Below are 16,796 nucleotides of genomic sequence, written 5' to 3' on the forward strand. Positions count from 1 at the left end.
GAACCCGCGCGGACATCGTACGGTGGAGGACATGGCCAACAGACGTGCAGTGGTGACAGGTGCGAGTTCCGGGATCGGTCAGGCGACGGTGCGGGTGCTGCGGTCTCGGGGGTGGGACGTCGTCGGCGTCGCACGCCGTGCCGACCGGCTCGCCGCGCTGTCCGCCGAGACCGGGGCGTCGACGATCGCCTGCGATCTGACCGACGACGCGGCGGTGGCGGCGCTCCTCGGGGAGCTCGAGCGCACCGGACCCGTGCACGCCCTCGTCCAGGTCGCCGGTGGCGCGCGGGGGACCGACCGCGTCGAGGATGCCGCGCTCGCCGACTGGCAGTGGATGTACGACGCGAACGTCCTCGCGACCCAGCGCCTCGTCGCCGGACTGCTCCCGATGCTCCGTCGCACCGCGGACGTGGACGGACACGCCGACCTCCTGTTCGTGACCTCGACGGCCGCGCAGACCGCCTACCCGGGCGGCGCGGGCTACAACGCGGCGAAGGCGGCCGAGGCGATGCTCGTCCGTGCGCTGCGTCAGGAGCTGAACGGCGAGCCGCTCCGGGTGGCCGAGATCGCTCCCGGGATGGTGCACACGGAGGAGTTCACGCTGAACCGGCTGGGGGGTGACGCCGTCGCCGCGGAGGCCGTCTACTCCGGGGTCGAGTCGCCCCTCCGCGCCGAGGACGTGGCGGACGTGATCGCGTACGCCCTGGACGCGCCGGCCCACGTGAACCTCGACCTCGTCACGATGCGGCCCGTCGCCCAGTCGGCGCAGCACCTGCTCGCGCGGGGACCGCTGCGGGTCCGGCCGGTCGAGTGAGCGGAGGACGCACCCTCGCGGAACTCGCCGACGAGGGACTGATCGACGCGGGATGGGCGGAGGCGCTGGCCCCGGTGCAGGACACCATCACGGCGCTCGGCGAACGGCTGCGCGCCGAGCAGGCGGCCGGTCACGGATACCTTCCTGCGGGGCCGAACGTGCTGCGCGCCTTCCAGCGACCACTCGCGGACGTGCGTGTGCTCATCACGGGCCAGGACCCCTATCCGACCCCCGGCCACCCGATCGGGCTGTCGTTCGCCGTGGACCGCGACGTGCGGCCGCTGCCCCGGAGCCTGACGAACATCTACAAGGAGCGGGAGGCCGACCTCGGCCTCCCGCCCGCACCGCACGGAGACCTCACCGCGTGGAGCGATCAGGGCGTGCTGCTGCTCAACCGCGTCCTGACGGTGCGCCCCGGAGCGGCCGCCTCCCACCGGGGTTGGGGATGGGAGCAGGTGACGGAGCTCGCGATCCGCACCCTCGTGGCCCGGGAGCAGCCGCTCGTCGCGATCCTCTGGGGGCGTGACGCGGCGAACCTCCAGCCCCTTCTCGGCGACACCCCCGTGATCGCCTCCGCGCATCCGTCCCCTCTCTCCGCGAGCCGTGGCTTCTTCGGCTCCCGGCCCTTCTCCCGCGCGAACGCGCTCCTGGAGGGACTCGGCAGTGCTCCGGTGGACTGGAGGGTGGAGGGCGAGGGGTCCGGCTCTCTAAGCTGAGCGCATGCAGTTCGAGCCGGGGGACCGCCGCCGCGTTCTCCCGCGTCATCTGCGACCGGCGACCGCGCCGGACACGTTCTCCTACGTCATCAGACCGGCACGCGCGGCCGATCTGCCGCACGTGCGGGAGATCTACAACCACTTCGTCAGCAATTCGGCCGTCACCCTGGACGAGCGCCGCAGCAGCATCCCGTACTGGCGGGACAAGTTCACCCTGCTGGAGCGGCTCGGGCTGCCGTTCCTCGTGGCGGTGTCGCCCTCCGGCGCCATCCTCGGGTATGCGCTCGCGCAGCCGTGGGCGGGCAAGAACGCGTACCGGTACACGGTCGAGGACTCGATCTACCTCGGTCCCGGCGCGGCCGGCAAGGGTCTCGGGTCGGCCCTTCTTCAGGCGCTGATCGCGGCGTGCGAGCAGCGGGGGCTCCGGGAGATGGTCGCCGTCATCAGCGACCAGGGCGCGGAGGCCTCGATCCGGCTGCACGAGAAGCTGGGCTTCGTGGAGGCCGGTCGCATGGGGCGCGTCGGCCACAAGTTCGGCCGCGACCTCGGCACCGTCTACCTGCGCCGGGTGCTCCGCCCGTCCCGCCCTCGCCGTCGCCTCTCGCTCTTCCCGCGCTGACCCGTCGACCCACCCCCTTGCGTGCCTCCCAGCCCGTTGCGGGCGCACGCAAAGGGCCGGGGTGGCCGCAAAGGGGTGGGTCGGCGATCAGGCGTCGGGGATGACGGGGATCGCGGAGAGCAGCGTGCGGGTGTAGTCGGCGGTCGGGTGGAGCAGCACGTCGCGGGTCGGACCGCGCTCGACGATGCGGCCGTCCTTCATGACGACGACCGTGTCGCAGAGGTTCTGCACCACGCCGATGTCGTGTGACACGAGCAGCAGCGTGAGCTCGTCCGCGACGCGGAGTTCCGCGAGGAGCTCGAGGATCTGCGCGCGCACCGTGACGTCCAGCGCCGACAGCGGCTCGTCGCCCACGAGGATCCGCGGACGATGGACGAGAGCGCGGGCGAGAGCGATCCGCTGCCGCTGTCCGCCGGAGAACTCGTGCGGATAGCGATCGCCCATCTCCGGGTCCAGGCCGACCCGGGCGATGACCTCGCGCACCCGTGCCCGATGGTCGCCGTCGATGCCGAGGGCCCACAACGGCTCCCGCACGATCTGCCCCGCCGTCATCCGAGGGTCGAGCGAGGCATAGGGATCCTGGAAGACGAGACCCGTCTGCCGGCGCAACCAGTGCAGCGATCGCGCGGAGGCGCCGGCGTCGACGATCCGGCCGTCCACCGACACGGTGCCCGCGGTCGGTCGGTCGAGGCCCAGCAGGAGTCGCACGAGCGTCGACTTCCCCGAGCCGGACTCGCCGATGATCCCCAGGGAGGCGCCCTCGGGCACGTCGAGGTCGGTCGGCTGGAGCGCCGTCTGCCGCCGCGTGCGCTCGAACGCCGTCCGCTTCGGCACGACGAAGTCCCGTCGCAGCCCGCGCGCTTGGATGAGGCTCATGCCTCTCCTCCCTCGGGCCGCCACAGCGTCGCGGTCGCGTCCCGCAGCAGCCCCTGCGTGACAGGAGAGGTCGGCGCGGTCAGCAGCCGCGACACCGGTGCGCTCTCGACGACCCGACCGTGCTCCAGCACGACGCCCTCGGTCGCCACCTGGGACAGCACCGCGAGGTCGTGCGTGATGAACAGGAGCGACATGCCCTCGTCGGCGACGAGCCCGAGCAGCAGCGACAGGATCTCGGCCTGGATCGTCACGTCGAGGGCCGTCGTGGGCTCGTCCGCGATCAGCAGCCGCGGACGGCAGGCGAGGGCCATCGCGATCGCGACGCGCTGCCGCTGGCCGCCGGAGAGCTGGTGCGGATACCGGTCGACGATGGTCTCCGGGTCGGGGAGTCGCACGCGGGCGGCTTCCGCGATCGCCCGGTCACGGGCCTCGCGCCGGCCCAGGCCTTCGTGGATGCGGATGGACTCCGCGATCTGGCGGCCGACCGTCCGGATCGGGTTGAGCGCCGTCCGGGGTTCCTGGAACACGATGCCGATGTCGTCGCCGCGCAGCCGGGCGAGCTCACGGTCCGGCATCCCGATCAGCTCGGTGCCGTCCCACCGGATGCTCCCGCGTGCCGTCGCCCCCTCCGGCAGCAGCCCGAGCACGGCGAGCGCCGTGAGGGACTTGCCGGAGCCCGACTCGCCGATCACCCCGAGGCGGGTGCCGTCGGGGACCTGGAGCGAGACGCCGTCGACCACGCGGCGTCCGTCGATCTCGATGACGAGATCCTCGACCGTCAGACTCATGCGACCACCGCCGGTGTGTGCGTCTCGGCGGCACGGTGCCGCAGGGTGGGGTCCGTGGCTTCGCGGAGCCCGTCGCCGAGCAGGTTGAGGGCGAGCACGGTCAGGGTGATCGCGAGCCCGGGCCAGATCACGGTGAGAGGGTGCACGCCGATGTAGCGCTGGAGATCCGCGAGCAGCAGCCCCCAGCTCGGTTCCACAACCGAGGCCCCGAACCCGAGGTACGACAGGCCGGCCTCCGCGAGGACCGCGACGGCCATCGACCAGGAGAGCTGCACGATGAACACCGGAGCCACGTTCGGCAGGAGGTGACGGACGAGGCTCTGCGCGGGGGTGAGGCCGGACGCGCGCGCGGCGAGCACGAAGTCGCTCTGCTGCACGCGGCGGAGCTCCGGCCGCGTGACCCGCGCGATGTTCACGCCGAACCCGATCCCCACCGCCCAGATCACGACCCAGAGCGATCCGCCCCACACCGACGAGATCATCATCGCGATCAGCAGCACGGGGAAGGCGATGAGGATGTCGACGAACACGGCGACCGTCTCCCGCACGAGCCGGGTGGTCAGGGCGCCGAGGGCGGCGAGGGCGATGCCGACGACGGTGGCCACGAGTCCCGCGCCGACACTGACGAAGACCGTGGTCCGCGCGCCCGCCATGAGCAGGCTCAGGATGTCGCGTCCCGTGTCGTCCGTCCCGAGCAGGTGCGGCCAGCCCGGCGGCAGCCAGCGGTCGCCGATGTTCGAGGCCCGCGGGTCGAACGGCGTCCAGAAGAGGGACACGACGGCCGCCAGGGCGACGATGGCGATGACGATCAGTCCGAAGCGGCCGGTCGAGGTCCGCCAGAGCCGAGGGAACCAGCGCGCGCTCATGCGGCCTCCCGCTGTCGAGGGTCGATCGCCCGGTGCAGCAGATCCACGAGGAAACCGACCACCAGCACGAAGCCGGTCAGCACGAGCAGCTCGCTCTGCACCTTGACGAGGTCGCGGGTGCCGACGTCGGTCACGAGCATGCGGCCGATGCCCGGAAGCGTGAACAGCTGCTCGATCACGACCGAGCCGACGATGATCCCGGCGACCTGGAGGCCGAGGACCGTGATGATGGAGAGCCCGACCGCCGGGATGCCGTGCTGGATGAGGGCGCGGGTCTTCGTCAGACCCTTGGCGGCCGCGGTGCGGACGAAGTCCTGTCCGGCGGCCTGCAGGGTCGCGCTGCGCACGAAGCGCATCAGCATGGCGCCCTCGACGATGCCGATCGTGAGGGCGGGCAGCAGCAGCGCCTCGATCGCTCTGCCCGGTGTCGACCACCCGGTGCGGGGGAAGCCCTGGGGCGGCAGCCAGCCGAGCCACACGGAGAACACGACGATCAGCATCATGCCCGCCCAGACGACGGGGACGGCCGCGAGAGCCTGCGCGCCCACGCTGAGCGCCGTGCCGTCGCGGTGGCCGCGACGCAGGGCGGCGAGGATCCCGAACGGCACGGCGATGAGCACGGCGATCACCAGCGACATGATCCCGAGCGGAACCGTGACCTGTGCCTTCAGCAGCAGCTCCTCGCCGACGGAGGCGCCGGACAGCAGCGACGTGCCCAGGTCGCCGCGGAGGATGCCGCCGATCCAGTCGGCGTACTGCGCGAGCAGAGGCTGGTTCAGCCCCAGCGACTCCCGCAGCGCCTCGACCTCGGCGGGGGAGGCCTGGGTGCCGGCGATGAGCTGGGCCACGTCGCCGGGGAAGACGCGCAACGTGAGAAAGATGAGCGCGCTCGACACGAGGAGCCCTGCGATCAGCAGGGCTCCTCGGACGAGCGCGTAACGCAGCACGGAGCGTCGACCGTCGTCAGCTCGCGGCGGAGACGGTCACACCCGCGAGGTTGATGCGCGAGTTGATCGAGTCCTCCGGGAAGCCGCTGACGACCGGATTCACGGCGGTGATGGTCTGACCGTTGTAGAGCCAGTCCGCCGCGTGGTCCTCGGAGACGATCCGGGCCGCCTCGGCGAGGAGCTTCGCGGAGGCCTCGGGATCGACCTCGGCCAGCGCCTGCGTGTAGAGGTCCTGCACCTCGGCGTTGTCGTAGCCGAAGTAGTAGTCCGGGTTGGCGAAGTTGCCGAAGTCCCGCGGCTCGACATGCAGGACGAAGCTGAGGTCGTAGTCCTTGTTGGTGTACACGTCCTCGAGCCAGGTCGGGAACTCCACGGAATCGACCTCGAGGTTCACGCCGACCTTGTCGAAGTCCGAGATGAGGACCTTCGGGACGGTGGTGCCGTAGAACGACGGGATGGTCAGAGTGAGGTCGAGGTCCTCCTGGCCGGCCTCGGCGAGCAGCTCCTTGGCCCGCTCGGGGTCGTAGGAGATGACGTCGGAGAGGTCCTCGTAGCCGGGGTCGAGCTCGGGGATGGGGCCGTACAGCGGCGTGCCGGCGCCGACGGCCTCGATGAGCGCGTCGTGGTCGATGGCCAGGCGCAGCGCCTCGCGGACCCGGACGTCGTCCAGCGGAGCCTTCTTGTTGTTGAAGGCGAGCGTGGCCTTGTCGGTCGTGCGGCCCGTCGTGAGGGTGAAGTCGCCCGAGTCCTCGAGCTGCGGAGCGAGGTTCGGGTCGACGGCGGTGAGGACGTCCACGTCACCGGCGAGAGCCGCGTTCACTCCGGCCGTGAAGTCGGGGATGTACTGGAACTCGACCTCGGCGACGCCGGCCGGGTCGCCCCAGTAGTCGTCGTTGCGGGCGAAGGTGATCGTGCTGCCCTTGTTCCAGCGCGTGAGGGTGAACGGTCCTGTGCCGTTCTCCGCGGTCTTCAGGTCGGTGGTGTCGCCGTCCTTGAACACGAGCCCGGCGGGGCCGGTGAGGGCGAAGAGGAAGTTCTGGTTCGGCTCGGACAGCACGATCTCGACGGTCGTGTCGTCGGGAGCCGAGATCGAGGAGACGGACGCGAACTCCGCGTTGCCCTGCACCGTGTCATCGGTGCGGACGGTCTCGTAGGAGGAGACGACGTCGGCCGCCGTCAGGGGCGAGCCGTCGTGGAAGGTGATCCCGTCGTTGAGGGTGAAGGTGTACGTGAGGCCGTCGTCCGACACCTCGTACTCCGAGGCGAGCCGCTCCACGATCTCGTTCTCCTGGGTGCGGCTGACCAGTCCCTCGTAGATGTTGTCGATGAGGATCTGCTCCAGCGCGGCACCGCTGGTGTGCCGGATGTCGAGGTTGGTGGGCTCGAGCACGAGACCGACGTGCAGGGTGGCGTCGGGGTCGGGCTCGCCGCCCGTGGACGGGGCAGGCTCGGCGGAGCCGGAGCAGGCGCTGAGGATCACGGCGGTGGCCGCGAGCGCGGAGATCAGCGCGAGGCGTCGATGACGTCGGAACATGGGTGTTTCCTCTCGGTGCGGCAGGTGCTGTGTGCCGGTGGGACGAGCCTAGGGTCGGGCGGGATTCGGCGCGGCGGACGTGGAACGGAGCGTCATATTCCGGCCGCGGTCGCCGAACCGACGAGCAGGGCGAGGTCTCGGGGCGCCGTCTCCTGCACGTTGTGCGTGGCGTCCATCGCGACGACCCGCGCTTCCGGGAGGCGGTGCTGGAACTCCTCCGCGTCGGCAGCGCTCACGAAGCCCCGCTCGGCGCGGACGAGCGTGACGGGCGCGGTGACCGCCGCCAGATCGTCCCAGCCGGTCTCATGCAGGACCGACGGCGCCGTCGGGGTGCCGGGGTCGTGGGCGGCCAGAGCGGTGGCGGCGAGGTGGGCGAAGTGGTGCTTCCACTCGACGCGGCCGTCCGCGCGGACACGGGTGTTGAGGAAGACACCGCGCTCGGTCTCGGGGCGAGTGCCACCGAACCCCAGGGCCATCGCCTTGTCGACGAGCTCGTCGCGGGTCGCGAAGTCCGTGGGCCCGGCGTAGAACTCCCGGAGCGCCGCGGGGCCGGCGGACACGTCGATCCCGGGCGTGATGTCGACGATGATCAGAGCGGCCACGAGGTCCGGCCGCGCCGCGGAGACGGCGGCGCCGGTGAGACCGCCGAGCGACTGTCCCACCAGGATCTGCGGTGCGGAGACCCACGCGTCCAGAGCGGCGACGACGTCGGCGGCGAGGGTGCGGGGGGAGTAGTCCGCGTCGTCGCGCCAGGAGGAGTCGCCGTGGCCGGCGAGGTCGATCGCCAGGAGCGGCTGCCCCAGCGCCAGCGCCGTCGTGTCCCAGGTGTGGGCGTTCAGACCGGCGCCGTGCAGCAGGGTGATGCGCGGCGGCTCGGACCCGAAGCGCAACCCGCTCACGACGCGACCCTCGGGGAGGGGGAGCGTCAGGCGCTCCACGGTCGGAAGCGGAACGCCGAGCGCGTCGGCCTGCGCGGGAAGATAGGAGAACTCGCTGGTGTCGATCGCCACGCGGCTATTCTGCGCCCCGTTTCGACCTCGCGGGAAATGCCGGAGCAAAGTGACAAGGTGTGAGGGGTACCAACAGGGCGATATGCAGCAGGATCGCACCCAAAGGTTGGCAGTGTGCATTTCGGCGAGGCCGCTCCCATACCGTCTCCCGCGCCCGGCGCCGAATATCATGGAGGTATGACCGAACAGCGCGTGCACCTGTCCAAGACGGAGCCTGCGGCCTATCAGGCCCTCGACGCCTTCTCGAAGACGGTCGGCACGATCTGCGCCGAGAACGGGATCGACGACCGCCTGAAGGAGATCGTCATGATCCACTGCTCGCAGCTGAACGGCTGCAGCTACTGCACGCGGGTGCACGTGGACCGGGCGGTCGCCGCCGGGCTGGACGTCGACACGATCAGCCAGATCGCCGTGTGGCGCGAGAGCGGTGTGTTCAGCGATCGGGAGCGTGCCGCGCTCGAACTGGCGGAAGCCTTCACCTTCATCGCGGAGGACGGCATCTCGGACGAGGTCTACGACCTGGTCGGGAGTGTGTTCACCGAGAAGGAGTACGCCGCGTTGAGCTGGGCGTGCGTGTCGATCAACGCCTTCAACCGCATCGTCATCGCCGGGCGCTACCCCGTGCCCCCGCGCGGCCCCCAGGCGGGGGCGTGACGATCCTCGACGTCGAGGGCGTCACGAACGTCCGGGACGTCGGCGGGATCCCCGCGGAGGGTGGACGCATCCGCCCCGGCGTGCTGCTGCGCTCCGGCCAGCTCTCCACGGCGACCACGAACGGCGCGGCGCTCCTGCGGGCGACGGTGCGTCGCATCGTCGACCTCCGTGACGGGGAGGAGGTCGCCGCGGAACCGAGCGAGATCGAGGGTCCCGAGACGACTCACCTGCCGCTGTTCCTCGGGTCCGTGCGCTCCTTCTTCGAATCCGATACGAGTCTCGACGACCTGTACTTGCATCTCCTGGAGGAGAGCGGGGAGCGCCTGGTCGCCGCTGTCCGGGTGATCGCCGCGGGCGAGCCGACCCTGGTGCACTGCACGGTGGGCAAGGACCGCACGGGCGTGACGGTCGCGCTGGCGCTCTCGGCGGTCGGCGCCGATCGTGATGCCGTCATCGCCGACTACGCCCTCACCGAGTCGCAGCTGCCCGCCGAACGGTCGCGGCGCATCGCCGCCTATCTGCGGAGCCAGCATCCTGAGGCGCTGCACGCGGTGGATCTGGCCACCCGCTCGCCCGCCGAGGTGATGCGTCGCCTGCTGGCCCAGGTCGACGAGCGGTGGGGGTCGGCCGCCGGCTACCTGCGTGCGAACGGCATGACAGAGGAAGAGCTCACTGCGCTGCGCGAGGCCCTCGTCGAGCCCGTGACGGAAGAAGGCGTCGAAGGTTAGGCAAGCCTTCGCTTGGTGTACGATGGGATCACCATGGACACCACGCTCGACACCCGAGGCACGCGTGCGGCTCGCCGCGCGGCGCGCCGTCGCGCACACCACCTGGTGACCGCCGACGAGCACTCCCTGCTCGACCTCGAGGCGTTCCTCGCGACCCTCCCGCTGTGCGCGTCCGGTCGCATCTTCATCGAGGTTCCCGACGTCTCCGACATCGGCGTCATCCATGCTCCCGGTCGCATGACGGTCACCTGGCTCGCCCGCTCCGCCCGCTCCGGAGCCCCGGGAAGCGGTCGCGGCTGCGCGCCAGGGCAGGCCCTGGCCCGAGCCACCTGCGCATGGGCCGACGAGATGCTCGTCGACGACGAGGTCGAGACGCACGTCACGCTGCTCGGGGGCTACCTCGGCACGGCCGACATCGTCGAGCACCTCACCGACCGCCTCGGCGTGGCCGTGAACCGGATCCGCGTGCCGGAGCGCTTCGGACTGCTCCCCGTCGAGGGCTGAGTCAGCGGGGGCGGCGCACGTAGTTGCCGTCTTCCAGCCCCGCTTCGATCTCGAAGCGGTTCCGCAGCGGGTCGCGTCCCGCGAACAGATAGAGCACCGGCATCAGGAAGCCGTAGCGCAGCCACTGCTGCTTGTGCACGGCCTCGTGGCGCAGCACCGCGTCCGTGGGCCGCGCGTCGCCGGTGAGGAAGCACCCGCCCACGCAGACGCCGCCGCGGTGGAAGGTCCATCGGGGCATGCCCCGGAACACCCAGAGACCGCCGCGCCGTTCGATCGGGCCGGTGCTCCACAGAGCGCCCCAGATCCAGCCGACGGCCGTGCCCCAGAGGTAGCCCAGGCGGCTGATCGGGGAGCGCAGCAGGAAGGAGGGGATGCGGCGGTCCGACCGTCGTCCGCGGGCGAGGCGTTCCGCCGCGACGGCCTCCCACCCCGGCGCCGGGCTCACGCGACGGCTCCGACGAGACGCAGGATCGCGCCGAGGTCGTCGACGGCGTCGGCCGGCGTGCGAGGGGCGAAGCCCGCGATGGTCGCCCCGGCGAGGGGGACGCGGCTCCGGAGCTCTCGGATCGCCGTGCTCAGGGACGAGGGGGTCACGCCGAAGGGCACGGCGGCGGAGACTCCGGTGAACGACGCCGGGTCGAGGACGTCGACGTCGATGTGCACCCACACCCGCTGCGCCCCCGTGGCCTGCACGGCGTCGGCGAGCGCCGCCGGGTCGTCCAGATCGGCCACCCCGAGATTCCGGAGGCGGTCCCATTCGCCGGTCTCGGCCTCGTCGAGGTTCCGGACACCCACGGTGACGACACGATCCCGGGGGATGCCGGGGGACAGGGCGAGCTGCGGTTCTCCCTCACCGAGGACGGCACGCAGCGCCATGCCGGAGAAGGCCCCGGACGGCGAGGTGTCCGGCGTGTGCAGATCGCCGTGCGCATCGCACCAGACCACGGCGAGGTCGTCGGTCCCGCCGGGGAGCGTGTCGAGTGCGGCGACGGTGATGCTGCAGTCGCCGCCGATCAGCACGGTTCCGGCTTCGAGATGTCCGGCGACGAGCTCCCGCGTACGTGCGAGGGCGCTGAGCCGCCGGACGCCCGTGCCCAGCGCCTCGCCGGCTTCGACCGGAACGTCGAGGACGGTCGTCGCCGCACGCGGCAGATCGCCGGCGATCGCCGACGCGCCGTCGACGAGGAGCATCGCGCGCGCGGCGGGTGAACCCTGCCACTGCGGCACGACCAGGAAACGCACCATGGGAGACCTCCCGGAGACGGAACCGCGGATGCCCGGGCGTGCGCCCGGGCATCCGCGTCGGTGTCAGTTGCCTTCGAGCGCCTGGCGCGGCGCGGTGCCGCCGGCCTTCAGCTCGGCGAGGCGCGCCTCGACCTCGGTCAGCTCGCCGAGATCCTCGAGGCTCTCGAACTGGGCGTCGAGGCTCGACGCGGCCAGCTCCGCCTTGCCCTGGGCGAGAGCCTCCTGGCGGCGGACCTTGTCCTCGAACCGGCCGAGCTCGCTGGTGGGGTCGAGGACGTTGATGGAGCTGACCGCGTCCTGCACCTTGGTCTGCGCCTCGGCGACCTTGGCGCGGGCGAGCAGCTCGCTGCGCTTGTTCTTGAGCTCGTTGAGCTTGTCCTTCATGCCGTTCAGGCCGCTCTTGAGCTTGTCGACGATCTCGGTCTGGGCCGCGATCTGCGGTTCGGCGCTCGTCGCCTCCCGCTCGGCGCTGATCTGGCGCTGCAGGGCGATCTTCGCGAGGTTGTCGAACTTGTCGGCGTCGGCGGTGTTGCCCGCGCCGCGCATCTCGTCGGCCTTGCGGCTGGCAGCGAGGGCCTTGTTGCCCCACTCGTTGGCCGCCTGCACGTCTTCCTCGTGGTCGCGCTCCAGCAGCCGCAGGTTGCCGATGGTCTCCGCGATGGCGGACTCGGCGTCGGCGATGCTGTTGGTGTAGTCGCGGACGAGCTGGTCGAGCATCTTCTGCGGGTCCTCCGCAGAGTCCAGGAGGGCGTTGATGTTCGCGCGGACGAGGGTGGAGATCCGTCCGAAGATGGACTGCTTGGTCATGCGTGGTTCCTTTCAGAGGGGCGTCTTCGAGAGCTTGGCGTATGTGTCTGTGCGGGGGATCAGAAGCGTCGACCTCCGGAGCGTCCGCGTCCGCCGCCGCGGGATCCGCCTCCGCCGAAGCCGGAGCTGCGAAAGCCGCCCGAGGAGCGCCAGCCGCTGCTGCGCCGGGACGAGCCGCCGCCCCCGCCGCCGGCGAGGAGTCCGCCGATGATCCCGCCGAGGATGTCCCCGCCGATGCCGGAGCCGCCGGAACGGGAGCCGGAGCCGCCGAGCACTCCGCCCCAGCCGTCGTCCGGATAGCCGCCGGGGGTGTATGCGCGGAGATCGGCCTCCGCGGCGGACGTGGCCTGGCGCGCGAGGTCGAGGGCGCGCTGGGCCTCGGCCAGGGCGTTCTCGACATCCGACGTGCGCAGGGTGAGGGCCTGGGTCAACGCGGCGTCGGCGGTCGCCAGGCGCGTGCGGGCGGTGGAGCCCACGGTGCCGCGGCGCGTCTCGATGAACTCCCGGGCGGCGCGGATCTCGGAGGCCGCCTGGGCGAGGGTCTGCTCCAGGAGCTGCTGGGCCCGTCGGGCGCGCTCCACGGCTTCGTGTCCCTGCGCGATCGCGCCGTCGATCTGGGCGTTCGCCGCCGTGAGGGCGTCGAGGGCCCGCTGTGGGTTGCGCGGCGTGGCGACGAGGTCGGCCTGCGCCGTCTGCAGCTGTGCGGTCACCGCGTGGGACGCACCCGCCAGGGCGCCGGTCGGGTCGGGCAGTTGTGCCGCCGCAACCACATCGCCCTGGAGTTCGGTGACGAGCGCCTGCGCCTGCGCCTCGATCCCGGTCAGCTCGGTGCCGAGCGCGGTGATCGCCTGGACCAGCTGCGCCGCCTGCGCCACCGCCTGCTCGGCCGTGCGGATCGCGAACGCCGCTTCACCGGTGCGCCCGTTCGCGAGGGCCTGGGCCGCGGCATCGATCGCCCGATCGGCCAACGCCGCGCGCTCCTGGGCCTGCGCCGGGTTGTCCGTCACGGTGCTCAGGGCGGCCTGGTCGTAGGTCGCGACGAGAGCGGCGAGGGAGGGGGCGGCCGAGGCGAGGAGCGGCGTCAGATCCGCGCGCTCTCGTCGTACTCGCTCCAGCTCCTGCGGTGCGTTCTGCTCGAGCCGGCGCAGCTCGTCGAAGGCCTCGGTGTTGTCGTCGAGGATCTCGTCGATCTCGTCGGCCAGCCGGATGATGCGGATGTGCCACGCACGGCGGTCGTGGACGGAATCCTCGATCTCGTCATCGAGCTTCTGCCGCAGATCGAACGCCTCGGCGATCTTCGCCTTCGCCTCGTCGACGGCGCGGGAGAACTCCGCGGTCGCGCCCTCGCCGTACTGCGCCACGGCGAATCCCAGCTCCTCCCGGCTGGAGGTGATGGCGTCGTCCGCGCGCACGAGCGCGACGCCGGCCTGCTGCTCGACCTGGGCATCGGTGAGCGTGGAGAACGGATCGGCGGGGTCGGGTGTCTCCGGCATGGCGCCCCGCTCGCGGATGGCTGCGGTGCGGCGTGCGCGTCGGACCAGAGCGACGACGAGCCAGATGAGCAGGGCGGCCGCGACCACCCCGACGACGATCAGCGTGACGCGGAGCGCCCCGGCGCCCCCGTCCCCCTGGATCTCGTCCGCGGCCAGCGTGATCGCGCCGACCCAGTCGCCGTCGCCGGCGAGCGGGGCGATCGCATCCTCGATGGCGGCGAGCTGCCCGTCGCTCAACGGCCCGGAGGAGTCCGCGGAGATGTACAGGCTGCGGCCCTCGACGGCGATCGCGAGGAGGTACTGATCGGGGCCGAGCCGGTTGTCGTTCGCGACCTGATCGGCCCACGCGACGCTGTCGCTCGGCTCGGTGAAGTCGTCGACGAGGACGACGAAGAGATCGGCGGAGGAGTTGTCGGTGAGCTCCTGCAGGCGGGACTCGACCTGTTCCTCCTCGGCGGGGGAGAGGACGCCGGCCTGGTCGGTGACATACCCGGAGTCGAGCGGGAGCGGATCGGTCGCGGACGCCGCCGAGGCGGACAGCGCACCCGTCGCGACCGCGAGGGCCATAGCACCCAGCGTCAGCCACCGTTTCGTCATCGTGTTCCCTCCGACCGGCAGCCGAGCCCCATGTGTCGAGTCTATGCACTGGGTCCGACACGCGACAGCACTCGCGCGCGTCTCGGCGTTCGCCCTCGGCGGAGACACATACGCTGGAAGGCATGGACGACAGGTACGGATCCGACGTGCTGGCAGCAGGCTGGCGCGAGCGCGGCGTGAAGCCGGTGCCGCAGGTGCCCGCCGAGGTCGACCTCGTGGTCGAGGTCGCGGCGGACGGATTCTGCGGCGCCGTGACGAAGGTGCAGGGCGGTGCCGTGGAGCTCGAGGACCGCGTCGGGCGACGGCGGCTGTTCCCCCTCGGTGGAGGCTTCCTCATCGACGGGGCTCCGGTGCGCCTCACGGCGCCGGCGGCGTCCGCACAGGGCCCCCGTCGCACCGCCTCCGGGTCCTTCGCGGTGGCGGATCACCGGGCGCGGACGGCGCTGCCCAGCCGGATCCTCGTCGAAGGACGGCACGACGCCGAGCTCGTCGAGAAGGTGTGGGGGGCCGACCTGCGCGTCGAGGGCGTCGTCGTCGAGTACCTGCAGGGCGTGGACCTGCTCGACGACCTCCTCGCGGCGGAGCCGCCGAGTGCGCGCCGGCGGTACGGCGTCCTCGTCGACCATCTCGTGCCCGGGTCGAAGGAGTCCCGTATCGCCGAGGCGGTGGCCCGCGGACCGCACGGTCGCCATGTCCGTATCGTCGGACACCCGTTCGTCGACGTCTGGCAGTGCGTCACCCCTCGAGCCCTCGGGATCGCGGCGTGGCCCGAGATCCCGCGCGGCGTCGACTGGAAGACGGGCATCTGCCGTGCCTTCGGCTGGCCGCACGAGACGCAGGCCGACACGGCCAGGGCCTGGCAACACATCCTGTCGAAGGTGACGACCTACCGCGACCTCGAGCCCGCGCTCCTCGGCCGGGTGGAAGAGCTGATCGACTTCGTCACCGAGCCCGCGGGCTGACCGCGTCCGGCGGTGGCGGCCCCGGCGGCTACCCTGGAACCATGCCCGAACCGCGTACCTTCCGCGACGAGCCGGTGTCCTTCGTGCGTCGGAGCGGCCGGATGTCCGAGGCGCAGGAGCGCGCCTTCAGCGACCTCGCCCCGCGCTATCTGCTGGATGTCCCGCGCGCCGTGGCATGGACCTCCGTGCACCCCGAGGCACGGTTCGACGTCGCCGCCGAGTACGGCAGGGAGGCGGACCTCTTCGTCGAGATCGGCTCCGGCCAGGGGCATGCCATCGTCGCCGCCGCATCGAGCCGGCCGCACGACGACTTCCTCGCCGTCGAGGTCTTCCGCGCGGGCCTCGCCCGGACCATGCTCGACGCCGACCGTGCGGGTGCACAGAACCTCCGCGTCGTGGAGGCCAACGCGCCGGAGGTGCTCTCCTCGTACCTGCCGGAGGCCGCGGCGGCCGAGGTGTGGATCTTCTTCCCCGATCCGTGGCACAAGAAGCGCCACACGAAACGTCGTCTGGTGCGGCCCGGATTCGGTGACACGGCGGCCAGGGCGCTGCGCGACGGCGGCCTCCTGCGGCTCGCGACCGACTGGGAGGACTATGCGCTCCAGATGCGGGAGGTGCTCGACGCCGAGCCCCTGTTCGGGCGGGCCTTCGAGGGCGACTGGGCCGAGCGGTTCGACGGTCGGGTCATGACCGCGTTCGAGCGGAAGGGTCTCGCGAAGGGGCGCGATATCCGCGACCTCGTGTACCGCCGACGGGATCGTGCATGACGCAGGCCCCTCCGAGCGCGCCCGTGGGGGTGCGCCTCGTCCCGGCGGCGCTGGTGTGTGCGGCCGCCCCGGCCTTCTTCGTCGTGGCGTTGCCCTGGCTCGGTTGGCTGCTGCTGGCGCTGGGCGTCGGTGCCGCTCTGTTCGTGGAGCGCCGCGGCGAGCCGCTCACCGGGGCCGACGGGTCCCGGCAGCCATCGCTCACGCGAGACCTCTCGCTGATCGCGCTCGGCATGCTCATCGTGAGTGTCATCCCGCTCGCGGCGGAGCTGGACAACCTGGCCATGCTGCGCTTCACGCTCGCGCTCGGCGGCGCGGTGCTGGTGCCGTATCTGGTCTCGCGGTTCGTCTATCGCGACCGGGCGATCCGGTTCCCCTGGCGCACCGGGCAGCGCTGGGGAGTGCTCCACTGGGGCTGGCTCGTCGCGGTGCTGGTGCTCGGCTGGCTGATCCTGCCCTTCTACTTCATCACCAGCGGCGTCTATCAGAACTGGCCCGTGGTGGACACGCCCGATCTCATCGCGCGGCTGTTCGTCGGCGTCGGCGCCGTCGGAATCTGGGATGAGCTGTTCTTCATCTGCACCGTCTTCGCGCTGCTGCGGCGCCATTTCCCCGATGCGCTCGCGAACGTGCTGCAGGCCGTCGTGTTCGTCTCCTTCCTCTGGGAGCTCGGGTACCGCGAATGGGGCCCGCTGCTGACCATCCCGTTCGCGCTCCTGCAGGGATTCATCTTCCTCCGGACGCACTCGCTGGCCTACGTCGTCACGGTGCACCTCCTCTTCGACGCGGTCGTCTTCGCCGTCCTCGTCCACGCCCATAACCCCGGGCTCCTGCCGATCTTCCTCGTGTGACGGGGTGACTTCCCGGGCGTC

Annotated in this window: 19 protein-coding genes; 9 read left to right on the forward strand and 10 right to left on the reverse strand. The window is 71.6% G+C overall.

The window, feature by feature from the left end; all coding sequences use genetic code 11:
- Positions 1–31: 31 nt before the first annotated feature.
- The 3 genes from ACFU8V_RS08460 to ACFU8V_RS08470 are packed head-to-tail and all read left to right on the forward strand — an operon-like array spanning position 32 to position 2,149.
- A complete protein-coding gene (locus ACFU8V_RS08460; RefSeq protein ID WP_378870438.1) occupies positions 32–814 on the forward strand; it encodes an SDR family oxidoreductase in 783 nt (260 codons plus the stop codon).
- Positions 811–1,530, forward strand: a complete 720-nt coding sequence (locus ACFU8V_RS08465) for a uracil-DNA glycosylase (RefSeq protein ID WP_062635083.1) — start codon at positions 811–813, stop codon at positions 1,528–1,530. Before ACFU8V_RS08460 ends, ACFU8V_RS08465 begins: the two co-directional genes overlap by 4 nt.
- 4 nt (positions 1,531–1,534) lie before the next feature.
- Complete coding sequence (locus ACFU8V_RS08470) at positions 1,535–2,149, forward strand: GNAT family N-acetyltransferase (protein ID WP_025103080.1); 615 nt, start codon at positions 1,535–1,537, stop codon at positions 2,147–2,149.
- A gap of 87 nt (positions 2,150–2,236) precedes the next feature.
- Here ACFU8V_RS08470 and ACFU8V_RS08475 read toward each other — a convergent pair whose 3' ends face one another.
- From ACFU8V_RS08475 to ACFU8V_RS08500, 6 genes are all read right to left on the reverse strand, one after another.
- Entirely contained in the window at positions 2,237–3,025 is a 789-nt protein-coding gene (locus tag ACFU8V_RS08475; protein WP_378870443.1) for an ABC transporter ATP-binding protein, read from the reverse strand.
- Positions 3,022–3,813, reverse strand: coding sequence for an ABC transporter ATP-binding protein (locus tag ACFU8V_RS08480; protein ID WP_126893894.1), 792 nt, complete (start codon positions 3,811–3,813; stop codon positions 3,022–3,024). Before ACFU8V_RS08480 ends, ACFU8V_RS08475 begins: the two co-directional genes overlap by 4 nt.
- Positions 3,810–4,679, reverse strand: a complete 870-nt coding sequence (locus tag ACFU8V_RS08485; protein ID WP_085607209.1) for an ABC transporter permease — start codon at positions 4,677–4,679, stop codon at positions 3,810–3,812. Before ACFU8V_RS08485 ends, ACFU8V_RS08480 begins: the two co-directional genes overlap by 4 nt.
- On the reverse strand, positions 4,676–5,626 hold the full coding sequence (locus tag ACFU8V_RS08490; RefSeq protein WP_071328318.1) for an ABC transporter permease: 951 nt from the start codon (positions 5,624–5,626) through the stop codon (positions 4,676–4,678). The genes ACFU8V_RS08485 and ACFU8V_RS08490 overlap by 4 nt, the downstream gene beginning before the upstream one ends.
- Before the next feature lie 16 nt (positions 5,627–5,642).
- Positions 5,643–7,160, reverse strand: coding sequence for an ABC transporter substrate-binding protein (locus tag ACFU8V_RS08495; protein ID WP_249522062.1), 1,518 nt, complete (start codon positions 7,158–7,160; stop codon positions 5,643–5,645).
- A 92-nt stretch (positions 7,161–7,252) separates the two neighbouring features.
- Entirely contained in the window at positions 7,253–8,170 is a 918-nt protein-coding gene (locus ACFU8V_RS08500; protein ID WP_253247445.1) for an alpha/beta fold hydrolase, read from the reverse strand.
- A 177-nt stretch (positions 8,171–8,347) separates the two neighbouring features.
- Between ACFU8V_RS08500 and ACFU8V_RS08505 the strand changes: the two genes are divergently transcribed.
- Genes ACFU8V_RS08505 through ACFU8V_RS08515 form a run of 3 tightly spaced genes read left to right on the forward strand, consistent with a single transcriptional unit; the run spans position 8,348 to position 10,056 of the window.
- Positions 8,348–8,824: a carboxymuconolactone decarboxylase family protein gene (locus tag ACFU8V_RS08505; RefSeq protein WP_025103087.1), complete on the forward strand. Its 477-nt coding sequence runs from the start codon at positions 8,348–8,350 to the stop codon at positions 8,822–8,824.
- Complete coding sequence (locus ACFU8V_RS08510; RefSeq protein WP_085607215.1) at positions 8,821–9,552, forward strand: tyrosine-protein phosphatase; 732 nt, start codon at positions 8,821–8,823, stop codon at positions 9,550–9,552. The genes ACFU8V_RS08505 and ACFU8V_RS08510 overlap by 4 nt, the downstream gene beginning before the upstream one ends.
- A gap of 33 nt (positions 9,553–9,585) precedes the next feature.
- Positions 9,586–10,056, forward strand: a complete 471-nt coding sequence (locus tag ACFU8V_RS08515) for an SIP domain-containing protein (protein WP_025103089.1) — start codon at positions 9,586–9,588, stop codon at positions 10,054–10,056.
- 1 nt (position 10,057) lies between these two features.
- On the opposite strand, the gene ACFU8V_RS08520 is transcribed toward ACFU8V_RS08515, so the two are convergent.
- The 4 genes from ACFU8V_RS08520 to ACFU8V_RS08535 form a co-directional block, all read right to left on the reverse strand.
- Positions 10,058–10,501, reverse strand: a complete 444-nt coding sequence (locus ACFU8V_RS08520) for a hypothetical protein (RefSeq protein WP_025103090.1) — start codon at positions 10,499–10,501, stop codon at positions 10,058–10,060.
- Entirely contained in the window at positions 10,498–11,301 is an 804-nt protein-coding gene (locus ACFU8V_RS08525; RefSeq protein ID WP_025103091.1) for an arginase family protein, read from the reverse strand. The genes ACFU8V_RS08520 and ACFU8V_RS08525 overlap by 4 nt, the downstream gene beginning before the upstream one ends.
- A 63-nt stretch (positions 11,302–11,364) precedes the next feature.
- Positions 11,365–12,108 (reverse strand): PspA/IM30 family protein, encoded by a 744-nt coding sequence (locus ACFU8V_RS08530; RefSeq protein ID WP_025103092.1) that lies wholly within the window; start codon positions 12,106–12,108, stop codon positions 11,365–11,367.
- Positions 12,109–12,167: 59 nt separating this feature from the next.
- Positions 12,168–14,198 carry a TPM domain-containing protein gene (locus ACFU8V_RS08535; protein WP_378870456.1) on the reverse strand — a complete coding sequence of 677 codons (2,031 nt, stop codon included), beginning with the start codon at positions 14,196–14,198 and terminating at the stop codon, positions 12,168–12,170.
- A 122-nt stretch (positions 14,199–14,320) separates the two neighbouring features.
- Between ACFU8V_RS08535 and ACFU8V_RS08540 the strand changes: the two genes are divergently transcribed.
- The 3 genes from ACFU8V_RS08540 to ACFU8V_RS08550 are packed head-to-tail and all read left to right on the forward strand — an operon-like array spanning position 14,321 to position 16,775.
- Positions 14,321–15,160: a DUF3097 domain-containing protein gene (locus ACFU8V_RS08540; RefSeq protein ID WP_378870459.1), complete on the forward strand. Its 840-nt coding sequence runs from the start codon at positions 14,321–14,323 to the stop codon at positions 15,158–15,160.
- 41 nt (positions 15,161–15,201) lie between these two features.
- Complete coding sequence (gene trmB, locus ACFU8V_RS08545) at positions 15,202–15,927, forward strand: tRNA (guanosine(46)-N7)-methyltransferase TrmB (RefSeq protein WP_378870462.1); 726 nt, start codon at positions 15,202–15,204, stop codon at positions 15,925–15,927.
- Positions 15,924–16,775 carry a CPBP family intramembrane glutamic endopeptidase gene (locus ACFU8V_RS08550; RefSeq protein WP_025103097.1) on the forward strand — a complete coding sequence of 284 codons (852 nt, stop codon included), beginning with the start codon at positions 15,924–15,926 and terminating at the stop codon, positions 16,773–16,775. The genes trmB and ACFU8V_RS08550 overlap by 4 nt, the downstream gene beginning before the upstream one ends.
- The last annotated feature ends 21 nt before the right edge of the window (positions 16,776–16,796 follow it).

The organism is Microbacterium sp. NPDC057658 (assembly GCF_042799975.1).
GTDB lineage: Bacteria > Actinomycetota > Actinomycetes > Actinomycetales > Microbacteriaceae > Microbacterium.